Raw genomic sequence first — 13,796 nt, 5'->3', positions numbered from 1 at the left:
CAAGTGCGCTCCTACCATGGTCTATCCGGTGAGGCACAAAGAAAAGAGGCGCCTAATGGCGCCTCTTTTTCTTCCAACCGCGTCGATTAGTGGCGGAAGTGGCGAATGCCCGTAAACACCATCGCCATCCCATGCTCATCAGCGGCGGCAATCACCTCCGCATCACGCATTGAACCACCCGGCTGAATCACCGCACTGATGCCGGCCGCTGCAGCCGCATCGATGCCATCGCGGAACGGGAAGAACGCATCGGAAGCCATCACCGATCCACGCACTTCCAGCTTCTCGTCGGCCGCCTTGATGCCAGCGATCTTCGCGCTGTACACGCGACTCATCTGGCCGGCGCCCACGCCGATGGTCTGGCGGTTCTTCGCATACACGATGGCGTTGCTCTTCACATACTTGGCTACCTTCCACGCGAAGATCAGATCGTCGATCTCGGTCGGCGTGGGCGCGCGCTTGGTGACCACCTTGAGATCTTCGGCCTTGACCATGGCACGGTCGGCGGTCTGGATCAGCAGGCCCGAGCCCACGCGACGCGAATCATTGCCCGGGTGCGCCTTGGCCAGGTCGCCGTCTGCCGGCGGCGGAATTTCCAGCACGCGCACATTGGTCTTCTTGACGAAGACCTTCAGCGCATCGTCTTCATAGCCCGGTGCCAGCACAACCTCGACGAACTGGCGATCCACAATGGCCTTGGCCGTGGCTGCATCGACCACGCGGTTGAACGCGATGATGCCGCCGAATGCCGACGTGGGATCGGTCTGATAGGCGAGGTCGTACGCGCGACCGATGCCGTCGAGGCTCACCGCCACGCCGCACGGATTGGCGTGCTTCACGATCACGCAGGCCGGCTTGGTGAAGCTGCGCACGCATTCCCACGCGGCGTCGGAGTCGGCGATGTTGTTGAACGACAGTTCCTTGCCCTGCAGCTGGCGGAAAGTGGCCAGCGTGCCCGGCGCGGGATACAGGTCACGATAGAACGCCGCCTGCTGATGCGGATTTTCGCCGTAGCGCAGATCCATCATCTTCACGAAGCGACCATTGGTCTGCGCCGGGAATGCATCACGACCCGCAATGCCGTCGTAGTTGTCGTTGAGCTGCAGCGCGGAGAGGTAGTCGCTGATCGCACCGTCGTAGTTCGACACGCGATTGAATGCAGCTACGGCGAGCTTGAAGCGGGTGGCGCGGGTAAGGCCGCCCTTGCCCTCGATTTCCGCGAGCGCGTCGTCGTACTGGTCGGGCGAGGTGAGCACGCCGACATCGTTCCAGTTCTTCGCGGCGGAACGCAGCATGGCCGGGCCGCCGATATCAATGTTTTCGATGGCGTCTTCCAGCGTGCAACCGGGCTTGGCCACCGTCTGTTCGAATGGATACAGGTTGAGCACCAGCAGGTCGATTGGCGCGATGTCCAGCTGCGTCATCACCGCATCGTCCGTGCCGCGACGGCCGAGCAAACCACCATGCACCTTCGGGTGAAGGGTTTTCACGCGGCCATCCATGATCTCGGGGAAGCCGGTGAGCTCGCTGACGTCCTTCACCGGAATGCCTGCATCGCGCAGTGCCTTGGCGCTGCCGCCCGTGGAGAGCAGCTCGACGCCAGCCTTGTGCAGGCGCTGGCCCAGCGCAATCAGTCCAGTCTTGTCCGAAACGCTGAGCAGCGCGCGACGAATGGGGGTTACAGCAGAGGCAGACATGGCAGCTTCCAGAGCGGGGAAGCCGCACATTATAGCGGGCTGGCGCCGAATCGTCGGAGAGCGCGGCGATGGGCCGCCTGGATGGCTAAATGCGGGGTATGGCGGCGCCTGTTTGCAGGTGCAAGCAGGCGTGTGAGGCCAACAGGCTTACAGCAAGCCGTGTGCGGCCAGCTTCTTGCGCAGCGTGGCGCGGTTGATGCCGAGCACGGCGGCGGCACGGCTCTGGTTGCCGTCATGCCATGCCAGCACTTCGCGCAGGAGGGGGCCCTCGACTTCGCGAATCACCAGCGCATGCAGGCCCTCGTCACACTCCGTATCGCCGATGTCAGCGAGGTAGCGGCGGACGGTACGACTGACGCATTCGCTCAATGCGCTCTGCGACGACGCCTCTTTCGGAGACTCGTTGGCAGGCAGTCTTACGGCATTCACGGGCATTTCCCCTCACGTTCTAACACAGCGGCTACGTGGGCCACTGCAATGTTTATGGCAATACCGCGGGCGGCGGCTCGCATGGAACGCCGGGTGCAGCACAAGGACGAAGGGGCGAGTTTACCCTCGCGTGCCGATAATTTTAAGTCCCTGCGTGTCATTGACCGCTGTCATCAAGGCCGGCAGGGAAATGTCCTATGGACAAAAGAGGTCACCGATGGCATGACCTATGCCTGCCGACGTACCCGGCAAGTCGTATATCCATCAACTGTTTTTTTGTGGTTGTGATCTGAAATGGACGGCTATTCGAAACCGAATTCGAATGCCACCGCCTTGCCGCCGGGATCTTCCACTTCAAGCATCAATGCTGCGCTGCCGCCGGGCGCAAGGCCGCGTTGCAGTACGGCGTTGTCGCCCAGGTATTCGCTAGGGCGCAGCCGTCGCATGGCCAGTCGTTTGCCGTCTGCATCGGACAGGGTGATCGATACCACTGGGTAAGGCTGCGCAAATGGTGCATCGTTGCGCAGATTGGCGGTGATCAGCAGTGCGCCGGGCACGGAAGGGTGCGCCTGTACGTCGCGGGCCACCAGGCTGAGGCGCGAGGTGTCCTGTACGAGGGGTAGCTGACAGCCAAGGCTGGCGCAGGCTTGGCGCAAGATTGGGCCGATCGTGTCGTCGCTGATCAGTACATCGCGCTTGGCCCAGGCCAACTGGGCAGCCAACGCCAGCAACAACAGCAGGGTGGCGGTCACCCACGGCCAGCGACGGACCTTGGTTGCCTTGCCGCGAGCGAAGCGCGGCGCCAGCACCAGGTGGCTGAAATCCTCGGTGACATCGCGATCGCCAGCAGCCGGCTCTGCAATGGCCGGCATCTCTGCAGGCGGGCGGTACACCGCGAGGTCGAGCTTTGGCGGCAACTCGGACTGCCGCTGAGGAAGATGCTGGAACGGCTCAGGCGGCAGGTGGTCGCTGAGGCTGTTCAGCGCATCGAAGGGCACGTCGCAATGGCCGCACACGACTTCGCCTCGCGCTTGCGCAAGCGTTTCCGTGGTCAGCGAGAACACGGTAAGGCAGTCGGGACATTGGGCGTACATGCGGGCCGCTGGTGTCGAACTGACCGCAAGACTAGTGCACGGACGACGACAAATCATCCGCGCTCATGCGCAGTTCGTGAACCGGCACTCAGCGACGGCGACGGCCGCTGATGCGTACCCAGTCTTCCAGCGTGTCCACTCGCAGCTCGTCGAACCATTCGGCGTAGCGCGAGAGTAGCTCTTCTTCCTGGCCCTTCAGGATGCCCGAGATGGCAAACGGCGCCCCGGGATTCGCTGCGGCGGCAAACGTGGGTGCGAGCTCACCCAGCGGGCCGGCGAGGATATTGGCGATGAACACGTCTGCCGGTTCGGCGTCGAGATCTTCGGGCAGGAACAGGGCAAGGCGATCATCCACCTCGTTGCGCTCGGCGTTGTCCGCCGATGCGGTGAGGGCTTGCGGGTCGTTGTCTACGCCCACCGCACTGGCGGCGCCGAGTTTGAGTGCGGCAATGGCGAGGATGCCCGAGCCGCAGCCGAAATCGGTGATGCTCTTGCCCTTCAGGTCGAGGCTGTCCAGCCAGGCGAGGCACAGGGCCGTGGTGGGGTGAGTGCCGCTACCGAAGGCCAGGCCGGGGTCGAGGCGCACCACCACGATGTCGTCATCGGCGGGCGGCTCGATGTTCCACGGATAGATCCACAGCCGGCGCCCGAACGGCATCGGCTTGAACTGATCCATCCATGCCCGCTCCCAGTCCGCGTCGGCCACATCGCGGAACTGCATGTGATCCGGCTCCAGCCAGGGCAACAGCTCGCCCAGCGCCTCGCTCAGGCCGCGTCGATCGGAGTCGGCATCGAACAGCGCATTGAGCGTGATGGTTGGCCACAGCGGCAGCTCGCCCACACCGGGCTCGAAAATGGCTTGTTCGTCAGGCGTTTCCGCGTCGGCGTCCTGCAGCGTGATCGAAAGCGCGCCGAGATCGTCGAGCGCTTCCTCGACGCGGGGCTGCTGTTCGGCACGGACGGTTAGCGAGAGTTCGAGCCAGGGCATGGGTGGTTCCTGCGGGTCAGGCGCCTATTGTCGCCGATGTGGCGGACACGGTGTGCGAAAGCGCGCCTGTTGTAGGAGCGCATTTGTGCGCGACCGCAGCGTGGAGGTGTTGCCTCAGAGGGGCGGCTATCGCGTTGTGTTGCGCTGAGGGCGCACGGAAACCGCGTCGGGCTGCGAGGCCGCGGTCGCGCACAAGCGCGCTCCTACAGGGATTCCGGTGGAACGCCGAGGAAGCTGTCGTGGCGACGGTAGTGGTCCAGCGCGCGGGCGAAGTCGCTGGTGGTGGACGACGAGTTGCGCCGGCGCTGCACAAACAGCACTTCGGCGAAGTCCGCCGCTTCAAGGAAATGCACCAGGTGATGCTGTGCGGCGAACGGCGGCAAGGCTTCGCCGTGGTCGTCGATCAGCGAGTCGTCTTCGTCCGCAACATGCGAGAGATAGACGCGGCAGCCGGGCTCGGTGATCTCGCCGCGGATATACACCCACGCGTAGCGATCCCAGCCGTCGCCCTCGTCGAAGGCATCGGTTATGGCGGCAATCGCATCGCTGAGGGTGAGTAATGCAGACATCAGTCAAAGACACCGGCGGGCCGTGGCAGCGGCCCGCCGGCCAGAATCAGCCGTGACCGGCCTTTTCTTTCTGTTCGGCCATGCGCTTTTCCAGGTAGTGGATGTTCTGTCCACCTTGCTGGAAGCCCACATCGGCCATGATCCGCTGTTGCAGCGGGATGTTGCATTTCACGCCTTCGATCACCGTTTCGGCAAGGGCCAGGCGCATGCGCGCGATCGCAGTTTCGCGATCCGGGCCGTGCACGATCAGCTTGCCGATCATCGAATCGTAGTTCGGCGGGATGCGGTAGCCGTCGTACAAGTGCGTATCCACGCGCACGCCCGGGCCACCCGGTGCTTCAAAACGCTTCACCGTGCCCGGCGAAGGCAGGAAGTTATCCGGATCTTCCGCGTTGATGCGGCACTCGATCGCGTGACCGTGAATCTGGATGTCCGATTGCTTGATCGACAGCTTCTCGCCACCGGCGATCAGCAACTGCTCGCGCACCAGATCGATACCGGTGATGAGTTCCGTTACCGGATGCTCCACCTGGATACGCGTGTTCATTTCGATGAAGTAGAAGTGGCCGTCCTCGTAGAGGAACTCGAACGTACCAGCGCCGCGATAACCGATGCGCAGGCAGGCTTCCACGCACACCTTGCCGATCTGCTCGCGCAGTTCCGGCGTGATGCCCGGTGCGGGTGCTTCTTCCACCACCTTCTGGTGACGACGCTGCATGGAGCAGTCGCGCTCGCCGAGATGGATGGCGTTGCCCTGGCCATCGGCCAGCACCTGGATTTCCACGTGGCGCGGATTCTCCAGGAACTTCTCCATGTACACCTGATCGTTGCCGAAAGCCGCTTTGGCTTCCTGCTTGGTCATGGTGACGGCGTTGCCCAGATGCGCTTCGGTGCGCACCACGCGCATGCCGCGACCACCACCGCCGCCGGCGGCCTTGATGATCACCGGGTAGCCGATCTCGCGCGCAATGCGGATGTTCTCTTCCACGTTGTCGCCGAGCGGACCACCCGAACCGGGCACGCACGGTACGCCGGCGGCCTTCATGGCGCGGATCGCTTCCACCTTGTCGCCCATCAGGCGAATCACATCGGCGGTCGGGCCGATGAAGATGAAACCCGACTGCTCCACCTGTTCGGCGAAGTCGGCACGCTCGGAGAGGAAGCCGTAACCCGGGTGAATGGCCTGGGCGTCGGTGATTTCCGCCGCCGCGATGATGCGCGGGATGTTGAGGTAGCTGTCTGCCGACGGTGCGGGGCCGATACAGATGGCCTCGTCAGCGAGGCCGACATGTTTGAGGTTGCGGTCTGCGGTGGAGTGCACCGCCACGGTCTTGATGCCAAGACTGTGGCAGGCGCGCAGCACGCGCAGGGCGATTTCGCCGCGATTGGCGATAACGACTTTTTCGAGCATGGGCATGACAGTTCAGGCCGCTCAGGCGATCACAAACATCGGCTGATCGAATTCCACCGGCTGGCCGTTCTCGACCAGGATGGCCTGCACGGTGCCGCCGACGTCGGCCTCGATCTGGTTGAACATCTTCATCGCTTCGATGATGCCCAGCGTCTCGCCGGCCTTGACCTGCTGACCGACCTTCACGAAAGCCGCGGCGCCCGGGCTGGCGGAGGCGTAGAAGGTGCCGACCATCGGCGCCTTCACCACGTGGCCGGCCGGCAGCGCGGGGGCAGCCGGGGCGGCGTCTGCAGCCGGAGCGGCAGCCACCGGTGCGGCAGCGACGGGCGCAGCCTGCATGACCGGCGCTGCGGCCATGGTCACGGTGCCCTTGGGTACGCGCGACAGGCGAACCACTTCTTCGCCTTCCTTGATTTCCAGTTCGGCGAGGTTGGATTCCTCAAGCAGGTCAATGAGCTTCTTGATCTTGCGCAGGTCCATCGTTCAAACCTTCTTGTTTTCGTTGGGGCCGCCGGGGCAGCCGGATAAGAATGGGTGGTGCCGGGTCAGTGGCTGACCGACAGCCGGTTGATGGCGGCATCCAGTGCCAGCCGGTAGCTGTCCGCGCCGAAGCCGCAGACCACGCCAACGGCGATGTCCGAGAGGTACGAGTGCCGACGGAACGCCTCGCGGGCGTGTACGTTCGAAAGGTGCAGCTCAATGAACGGAATCGCCACGCCGGCCAGGGCGTCGCGCAGGGCGATGCTGGTGTGGGTGAATGCGCCCGGGTTGATCAGGATGAACGCGGTGTCGTCCTGACGCGCCGCGTGGATGCGGTCGATCAGTACGTGCTCGGCGTTGGACTGAAGGGTGACCAGGGTGTGCCCGGCGGCCTTCGTTCGCGCAGTGAGCGCTGCGTCGATATCGGCCAGCGTGTCGCGCCCGTAAACCTCCGGCTCACGCACACCCAGCAGATTGAGATTGGGCCCATGAAGGACCAGGATCTTGGCCACGCCGATACCTAGGGTCGAACCGGCAAGCCGGCATCCGGCGCGGAGTGTGCGCGTCCTTGGGGGATGTTGTCCAGTTCGGCGCAGTTCGGCGATGTTTGAAGGAGAAGTTAATGTTAAACCGTGCGGCGACGTATGGCGCCGCAAATCGCATCAGGGCGCGGTTGGCGACAGCCAGGCCTTGAGGTCATCGGCATCGAGTGCACCGCGGCGAAAGGCGAGCAGGCGACCGTTCTCATCCAGAAGCACGCTGTAAGGCAACACTTCGCCGACGTTTCCCAGACGAAGCGAGCTGCTGGGGTTGTCCAGGCTGCCCATCAGGATCGGGTAGTTCACCGGATGGGCGGCGAGGAAGGCGCGGACGTGGGCAGGGTCGTCCATCGCCACGCCGAGGACGATGGGTCCCTTTTCGCCGACGTTCCCCTGGGCTTTCACCAGTGCCGGCATTTCCTGCAGGCAGGGGCCGCACCAGGTCGCCCAGAAATTGACCAGCACACGCCGACCTCGGAACTCGGATAGTCGGTGCTGCGTTCCATCGAGCCCGGACAGGGCGAGATCGGGGACGATCTCGCCGGTTTCCGCCACGTGAACACCTTCCGGCACCCGAGCGCGGTGGCTGGCGTGCTGCAGCCAGCCACCGACCCCAGCCACCAGCACGGCCAGGCCGAGGATGGTCCAGTTACTACGACTCATCATGGATTGCTGACCACCGGCGTGCCTGCGGCCTTGGTCAGGGCGTCTTCCACCAGCGAAGAGGTGAGCACGGTTGGCAGCTTGTGCCCCTCGCCGCCATCTTTGGGGAACACCACATAAAGCGGCACGCCCGGCGAGTGGTACTGCTGCAGGAACTCGGTGATGGCCGGGTCCTCGTTGGTCCAGTCGCCCTTCATATAGACCGCGCCGGTCTTCTTGAGCAGGTCGCGGAAGGCATCGGTGTTCAGCACGGCATGCTCATTGGCCTTGCAGGTGATGCACCAGTCGGCGGTCATGTCGACGAACACGGGCGTGCCTGCCTGGCGCAATTCCGCCAACTTCGCCGGCGTGAACGCGACCACGCCCTCCGCCGTGACCGTCGTGCCCGGGGTGGTGGCGGGCAGGCGAACCAGCGCGTACAGCGGAACCGCGGTAAGCAAGGCGAGCACGGCCACCAGCGCACGGCTGCGGAAGCTGCTCCAGCGACTGCGCTCGAACCACCACAAGGTCATCGCCAGCATCACCGCCGCCACCAGCAGCAGGCCCACCGCGTCCGCGCCGCGCTGGTTGGCCAGCACCCAGGCCAGCCAGGCCGCCGCCAGATACATCGGGAAGGCCAGCACCTGCTTCAGCGTTTCCATCCATGCGCCCGGCTTCGGCAGCAAGCGCGCCAGCGCCGGTATGAATCCAATCAACAGGAATGGCAGCGCCAGGCCGACGCCGAGCGCCAGGAAGATCAGCATCGCCTGCAACGCCGACGAGCTCAACGCATACGCCAGTGCCGGGGCCATGAACGGCCCGGTGCACGGGCTGGCGACGACCACGGCCAATACGCCCACAAAGAAGTCACCGCGCCAACCGGACTGGTTCGCCAGCGAGCTGCCGACGTTGCCTAGCGAGCTGCCGAACTGCACCACGCCCGACATCCACAGGCCGGCGGTCAGCATGACCAGCGCCAGCACCGCCACCAGCAGGGAATACTGCAGCTGCGTACCCCAGGCGGCCTTCAGCGCAATGATGGCCAGGCCCAGCGTGACGAAACTGACCAGCACGCCGGCCGTATACATCAAGGCGTGCTTGCGACGGCGCGCGGTGTTCTCGCCGCTCTCGATCACCGAAACCACCTTGATCGACAGCACCGGCAGCACGCACGGCATGAAGTTGAGGATCACGCCGCCAAGCAGCGCCGCCAACAAGGCATAGCCGAATCCGATGCGCGAGCCTTCAGCAGCCTGTTTGGCCGGCGGCATTTCCGGCGCCGGTTCCGCAACCGTGCCTGAGGTGGGCGAGGCGCTGCCGAGGTCAATGCTCAGCGCACGCGTCATCAGCGGATAACACTGGCCGCCGTCCTGGCAGCCCTGGAAGCTGGCCTCCAACGCCACCGACGTACGGCCGGACGTGTCGCCGACGATGCTCACCGGCACCTCGACCTGATCGAAGAACACGGTGGTCGACCCGAAATGGGCGTCCTCATGCTGCGTACCTGCGGGCCACTCCGGCTTGGCCAGCGAGAGACCCTTGGCATCCTTCAGGCGCAGCGCGGTCTGATCGCGGTACAGGTAATAACCCTTGGGCATGGTCCAGCGCAGCAGCAGGTGCTGGCGGTCATTGGCCAGCGCCTCCAGTTTGAATGCCTGCTCGGCGGGCAAGGCAACACCATCCGCGCCCTTGTTGGAGCCCAGCTTGCTCAACGCCGCGCCGAGCGAAGCGCCTGCGCCCGCGTTGCTCGCGGCAGCCGGCAGGTCGAGCGTCAGGTGCTCGGTATTCGGCGGATAGCAGATCTTGGGCTCTACTTCGTGGCAGCCCTGGTAGGTCACCGCGAGCTTCAGCTGCGTCGCACCGGCGGCGAGCGTGTAGGGCACCGTGGCGTCGACACCGTGGTGATAGGTCTCCACGTCACCCAGGTATTCGTCGTGATGCTTCTCGCCGTCAGGCAGCTGGGCGTCGCCCAGCGTCACCCCATCGCTGCCCTTGAACTTCATGCGGCCGCGATAGAGGTAATAGTCGGGCGCGATGGTCCAGTGCAGCTTGACGACGCCGGGCGTGGAGGTGTCGGCGCTGAGCTTGTAAGCCTCAGTGACCGGCAGCAGGCCATCGAGGTCGTCCTGTGCAAAGGCGGGCAGTGCAGCCAGCAGCAGGCACAACAAAGCAGTAAGGCAGGCGGCCAGGCGGCCGGGTCGAATCAGGCGCATTGCGGGCTCCAGCGTATTCGTGGCCCGCGCCGTAGCGCGGACGATAGGGGATTATGGCGCTTGCAACGTCTCGGGATGATGTCCCGAATGTAAGGCTCTGTATTAGGGCCTGTTAACGCTGTGCGCGTAGCTCGTGTTGCATGTCCGTGGCCGGCAGGTGGTAGTGCGTGGCGCTGGCCTGGCTGGCTGCCAGGTCAAGCCGCGCGCTGCCGCATGGTGGCCACGGACATGCAACCCTTCGGGCCGGGTCTGTTTGCCCGCCATCCTGCGTCATCACTCGGTCGTGTATCGACATACATTCCTTCGTTCTTCCTTGTCTGACGGGCAAACAGCTCCCGGCACGAGCCACGCGCATAGCGTTAACAGGCCCTAGGCGCGTTCTGTCGCAGGGTCGGCCATAGCCCCAGCGGATGAGCGTTGGCGCAGCATCCCGGTGGTCAGTGCGACGCCCAGCAGGATCACCACGCAACCGCCCGCCATGGCCAGCGTGACGGGTTCATGCAGGAACAGCAGCCCCCACACCACGCCGAACACCGGGATAAGGAACATCACCACCATGCTGCGCGATGCGCCGACGCGGGACATCAGCCCGTAGAACAGCACGTAGGCGAGTGAGGTGCAGATGGACGCCAGGCCCAGCACCGCCAGCCATGACATCCATCCCGGCGTGTGGGTGGGCCACATCCAGATGGTGAGTGGCAGCAACAGCAGCGCAGCGGCCAGCTGGCTGCCGGTGGCAACGCTGAGCGGCGTGACGCCACTGCGCAGGCGGCGATGGCTGTAGTGGGCGCCGAAGGAGTAGCAGATATTGGCGCCCAGGCAGGCCGCCATCGCCCAGCCGGTGGCATGCACGTCGCCGTTGAAACCCACGGTGCCGACCACCAGCCACACCACGCCGGTGAAACCGACCATCAGGCCGCTGGCCTGAATAGCGCTCAGCTTCTCGCCCAGCAGCATCCAGCCTGACAGCGCCACCAACAGGGGTGCGATGGCGTCGGAAATGGCGGATACACCGGCCGGCAGGCTTTTCGCCGCGTAAGAGAACAGCACGAATGGCAGCGCCGAGTTGGCGATGCCGACGATGGCGATATCGCGCCAGTGGGTACGCATTTCTACCAGCCGCGTCCGCGTCAGCAGCGGGATCGAGCACACCGCTGCGCCGATGGCGCGCATGCCCGCTAACGCCATGCCGCCGAACTCGTCGGCGCCCATGCGCATGAACAGGAACGAGGCACCCCAGATGGCTCCCAGCAACAGCAAGGCGGCGATGTCGGATTTCTTCATGGTGGGCTCGGGGCTGTTTCGCTCGTCATCCCAGCGAACGCTGGGATCCAGTGCCTTTCGGTTGTGGTGTCGAAGTGCTCAAGAAGAGCGAAAGTCACTGGATTCCAGCGTTCGCTGGAATGACGATTGAGAGGTGGTTGCTACTGTGGGGACAGCTTAATTACTCGTCGTACCAAAACCTGTCAGCAGACTTCAGCCCTTCGCCGCCGTGCCCTGGCCAAACAGCACACGACGCTCTTCCTCCGACAGCTGCTTTTTCGGCGCGTAGGCGTTCTCGACGCCCTCATAGGTACGCACCGTCGCCGGCCGCTGTGACATGGCCACAAACCAGCGCTCCACGTTCGGAAAATCCGCCAGCGTCTGTCCGTGCGCTTCATGCGGCACGATCCAGGGGTGACAGGCGATATCGGCGATGGAAAAATCGCCGGCGATGAACTCGCGACCTTCCAGCTGGCGATCCAGCACGCCATACAGCCGCGCCGTTTCCCGCGTGTAGCGGTCAATGGCGTAGGGTACCTTCTCCGGCGCGTACACATTGAAATGTCCAATCTGCCCAGCCATCGGCCCCAGCCCGGCCATCTGCCAGAACAGCCACTGCAGCACTTCGGCGCGGCCGTGGATTTCCGACGGAATCAAGCGTCCGATCTTCTCCGCGAGGTAAAGCAGGATCGCGCCTGACTCGAACATCATCACCGGCGCGCCGCCACCAGCCGGCGCATGGTCCACGATCGCCGGAATCTTGTTGTTCGGTGAAATCGCGAGGAACTCCGGCCTGAACTGCTCGCCCTTGCTCAGGCTCACCGGCGTCACGAAGTAGGGCAGTCCGGCTTCTTCGAGGAACAGCTTGGCCTTAAGGCCGTTCGGCGTGGCGGCGAAATACAGCTCGATCATGGTGGGGGTCCAGATGGTGTCGATGGGGATAGTGTGGTGAATCGACTGGTCTTGAAAAAGATCCAGAACCAGTGAAATCTTCGGTACCAGTGAACCGGCATCCCACGGACGATATGGACCAACCGCTGGCGTTCCCCCTTGATATTCCCCCGCGTGGCCGTCTGCAGGCGCTGCACGGGCAGCTGCGCGCGGCGATCCTCGATGGCCGCCTGCGCCACGGGCAACCCCTACCATCTACCCGCACGCTGGCGGCGTCATTGGGTTTGTCGCGCAACACGGTGGTGGCGGCATACGACCGGCTACTCAGCGAGGGCTACGTCGCCTCGCGGCAGGGGGCCGGGTATGTGGTGGCCGAAGGCGTGCCCGTTCCCGCCGTGCCTGGTCCCGCCGTGGAAGGAGGCGATCGCCGCCTGCATCCGCGCTGGCGCGACGTGACCTTGCCGGTGCCGATGACAGCGCGGCCAGTGGTACGACACGACCTGGGTGGAGGTTTGCCCGATGCCTCGCGCTTTCCGTTCGATAGTTGGCGTCGCCTGTCGGCACGGGCATTGCGCAGCTTGTCGCGTGCATCGGCGATCTACGATGCCGCGGAAGGGCGATTGGCCCTGCGCGAGGCCATCGCCGGGCACATTTCCTTCGCCCGGGCCGTCAGGTGCAGTGCGCAGGACATCGTAGTCACCAGTGGCGCGCAGCAGGCTTTTGATTTGCTGGCGCGCATCCTCGTGACGCCGGGGCACACCGAGATCGCGGTGGAAGATCCGGGTTATCCGCCCCTGCGCGACGCATTCGAGTCTGCGGGTGCGAGCGTGGTGCCGGTGCCCGTGGATGCCGAAGGTTTGATCGTCGAGCGGATTCCCCCGTCGGTGCGGGTGATCTACGTAACCCCGTCGCACCAGTTTCCACTGGGTATGGCCATGTCGCCGGCGCGTCGCGTCGCCCTGCTCGAATTCGCGCGGCAGCACGGCGCGGTGGTGATCGAAGACGACTATGACGGCGAGTTCCGCTACGGCGGCCGTCCGCTCGATGCCTTGCAGACACTCGACCGCGACGGCTCAGTGTTTTACGTGGGCACTTTCTCCAAGAGTCTGTTTCCCGCGCTACGGCTGGGTTACATGGTGGCGCCGCCGTGGGCGCTGGCGGCGTTGGCGCGTGCGCGCCAGCTGAGCGATTGGCACAGCGACGTGCTGGCACAAGACACTTTGGCCTTGTTCATCGCCGAAGGGCATCTGGCCCGTCACGTCCGCAAAATGCGCCGCATCTATGCGGAGCGTCGAGATGCCTTGCTCGATGCGCTGGCGCGATACGCAGGCGACGCTTTGCAGCCATTGGCCTCGGATGCGGGGTTGCATATCGCTGCGCGACTATTGCTGCCGGTAAGGGCGGAAGACGTGGTGCAGGCGGCGGCAAAACAAAGCATGCGCATCGAGACCCTCGGCGGCTATGCCATAGGTAGCGGATCACCCAATGGGCTGCTGTTTGGCCTGGGCGTGCTGCCGGCGGCGCGCATGGAAGAAGCAGCACGCGTGCTGGGCCGGCTGCTGGACCACTATCGCCGTTGA

General features: G+C 64.4%; 13 protein-coding genes. 1 reads left to right on the top strand and 12 read right to left on the bottom strand.

The window, feature by feature from the left end:
• Positions 1 to 86: 86 nt before the first annotated feature.
• The 12 genes from purH to AC0GUR_RS20160 all read right to left on the bottom strand — a co-directional run bounded on the left by purH (position 87) and on the right by AC0GUR_RS20160 (position 12,237).
• The gene (gene purH, locus AC0GUR_RS20215; protein ID WP_472879312.1) at positions 87 to 1,697 is read right to left on the bottom strand and encodes a bifunctional phosphoribosylaminoimidazolecarboxamide formyltransferase/IMP cyclohydrolase; all 1,611 of its coding nucleotides are present in this window, start codon (positions 1,695 to 1,697) and stop codon (positions 87 to 89) included.
• A gap of 147 nt (positions 1,698 to 1,844) precedes the next feature.
• Entirely contained in the window at positions 1,845 to 2,132 is a 288-nt protein-coding gene (locus AC0GUR_RS20210) for a helix-turn-helix domain-containing protein (RefSeq protein ID WP_472879311.1), read from the bottom strand.
• Between the two features lie 296 nt (positions 2,133 to 2,428).
• Positions 2,429 to 3,220 carry a zinc-ribbon and DUF3426 domain-containing protein gene (locus AC0GUR_RS20205; RefSeq protein ID WP_472879310.1) on the bottom strand — a complete coding sequence of 264 codons (792 nt, stop codon included), beginning with the start codon at positions 3,218 to 3,220 and terminating at the stop codon, positions 2,429 to 2,431.
• An 88-nt stretch (positions 3,221 to 3,308) separates the two neighbouring features.
• On the bottom strand, positions 3,309 to 4,208 hold the full coding sequence (prmA, locus tag AC0GUR_RS20200) for a 50S ribosomal protein L11 methyltransferase (protein WP_472879309.1): 900 nt from the start codon (positions 4,206 to 4,208) through the stop codon (positions 3,309 to 3,311).
• Between the two features lie 203 nt (positions 4,209 to 4,411).
• Positions 4,412 to 4,777 carry a hypothetical protein gene (locus AC0GUR_RS20195; protein ID WP_472879308.1) on the bottom strand — a complete coding sequence of 122 codons (366 nt, stop codon included), beginning with the start codon at positions 4,775 to 4,777 and terminating at the stop codon, positions 4,412 to 4,414.
• 46 nt (positions 4,778 to 4,823) lie between these two features.
• The gene (gene accC, locus AC0GUR_RS20190) at positions 4,824 to 6,188 is read right to left on the bottom strand and encodes an acetyl-CoA carboxylase biotin carboxylase subunit (protein ID WP_472879327.1); all 1,365 of its coding nucleotides are present in this window, start codon (positions 6,186 to 6,188) and stop codon (positions 4,824 to 4,826) included.
• A 21-nt stretch (positions 6,189 to 6,209) separates the two neighbouring features.
• Complete coding sequence (accB, locus tag AC0GUR_RS20185) at positions 6,210 to 6,668, bottom strand: acetyl-CoA carboxylase biotin carboxyl carrier protein (protein WP_472879307.1); 459 nt, start codon at positions 6,666 to 6,668, stop codon at positions 6,210 to 6,212.
• A 65-nt stretch (positions 6,669 to 6,733) separates the two neighbouring features.
• Positions 6,734 to 7,180 (bottom strand): type II 3-dehydroquinate dehydratase, encoded by a 447-nt coding sequence (aroQ, locus tag AC0GUR_RS20180; RefSeq protein ID WP_472879306.1) that lies wholly within the window; start codon positions 7,178 to 7,180, stop codon positions 6,734 to 6,736.
• A gap of 150 nt (positions 7,181 to 7,330) precedes the next feature.
• Entirely contained in the window at positions 7,331 to 7,870 is a 540-nt protein-coding gene (locus AC0GUR_RS20175) for a TlpA family protein disulfide reductase (protein ID WP_472879305.1), read from the bottom strand.
• Positions 7,870 to 10,062 carry a protein-disulfide reductase DsbD family protein gene (locus tag AC0GUR_RS20170; protein ID WP_472879304.1) on the bottom strand — a complete coding sequence of 731 codons (2,193 nt, stop codon included), beginning with the start codon at positions 10,060 to 10,062 and terminating at the stop codon, positions 7,870 to 7,872. Before AC0GUR_RS20170 ends, AC0GUR_RS20175 begins: the two co-directional genes overlap by 1 nt.
• 369 nt (positions 10,063 to 10,431) lie before the next feature.
• On the bottom strand, positions 10,432 to 11,346 hold the full coding sequence (locus AC0GUR_RS20165; RefSeq protein ID WP_472879303.1) for a DMT family transporter: 915 nt from the start codon (positions 11,344 to 11,346) through the stop codon (positions 10,432 to 10,434).
• Positions 11,347 to 11,538: 192 nt separating this feature from the next.
• The gene (locus tag AC0GUR_RS20160) at positions 11,539 to 12,237 is read right to left on the bottom strand and encodes a glutathione S-transferase N-terminal domain-containing protein (protein WP_472879302.1); all 699 of its coding nucleotides are present in this window, start codon (positions 12,235 to 12,237) and stop codon (positions 11,539 to 11,541) included.
• A gap of 113 nt (positions 12,238 to 12,350) precedes the next feature.
• Between AC0GUR_RS20160 and pdxR the strand changes: the two genes are divergently transcribed.
• Positions 12,351 to 13,796 (top strand): MocR-like pyridoxine biosynthesis transcription factor PdxR, encoded by a 1,446-nt coding sequence (gene pdxR, locus AC0GUR_RS20155; protein ID WP_472879301.1) that lies wholly within the window; start codon positions 12,351 to 12,353, stop codon positions 13,794 to 13,796.

The organism is Dyella sp. PARNA 12/25 (assembly GCF_055702865.1).
Note: the sequence above shows the minus strand (reverse complement) of the source record. Positions and strands in the feature narration are given on the sequence as shown.

What these genes read in the sequence shown, in the direction of transcription:
- purH (WP_472879312.1), bottom strand. Translation starts at nt 1,697, where the DNA reads ATGTCTGCCTCTGCTGTAACCCCCATTCGTCGCGCGCTGCTCAGCGTT.
- AC0GUR_RS20210 (WP_472879311.1), bottom strand. Translation starts at nt 2,132, where the DNA reads ATGCCCGTGAATGCCGTAAGACTGCCTGCCAACGAGTCTCCGAAAGAG.
- AC0GUR_RS20205 (WP_472879310.1), bottom strand. Translation starts at nt 3,220, where the DNA reads ATGTACGCCCAATGTCCCGACTGCCTTACCGTGTTCTCGCTGACCACG.
- prmA (WP_472879309.1), bottom strand. Translation starts at nt 4,208, where the DNA reads ATGCCCTGGCTCGAACTCTCGCTAACCGTCCGTGCCGAACAGCAGCCC.
- AC0GUR_RS20195 (WP_472879308.1), bottom strand. Translation starts at nt 4,777, where the DNA reads ATGTCTGCATTACTCACCCTCAGCGATGCGATTGCCGCCATAACCGAT.
- accC (WP_472879327.1), bottom strand. Translation starts at nt 6,188, where the DNA reads ATGCTCGAAAAAGTCGTTATCGCCAATCGCGGCGAAATCGCCCTGCGC.
- accB (WP_472879307.1), bottom strand. Translation starts at nt 6,668, where the DNA reads ATGGACCTGCGCAAGATCAAGAAGCTCATTGACCTGCTTGAGGAATCC.
- AC0GUR_RS20175 (WP_472879305.1), bottom strand. Translation starts at nt 7,870, where the DNA reads ATGAGTCGTAGTAACTGGACCATCCTCGGCCTGGCCGTGCTGGTGGCT.
- AC0GUR_RS20170 (WP_472879304.1), bottom strand. Translation starts at nt 10,062, where the DNA reads ATGCGCCTGATTCGACCCGGCCGCCTGGCCGCCTGCCTTACTGCTTTG.
- AC0GUR_RS20165 (WP_472879303.1), bottom strand. Translation starts at nt 11,346, where the DNA reads ATGAAGAAATCCGACATCGCCGCCTTGCTGTTGCTGGGAGCCATCTGG.
- AC0GUR_RS20160 (WP_472879302.1), bottom strand. Translation starts at nt 12,237, where the DNA reads ATGATCGAGCTGTATTTCGCCGCCACGCCGAACGGCCTTAAGGCCAAG.
- pdxR (WP_472879301.1), top strand. Translation starts at nt 12,351, where the DNA reads ATGGACCAACCGCTGGCGTTCCCCCTTGATATTCCCCCGCGTGGCCGT.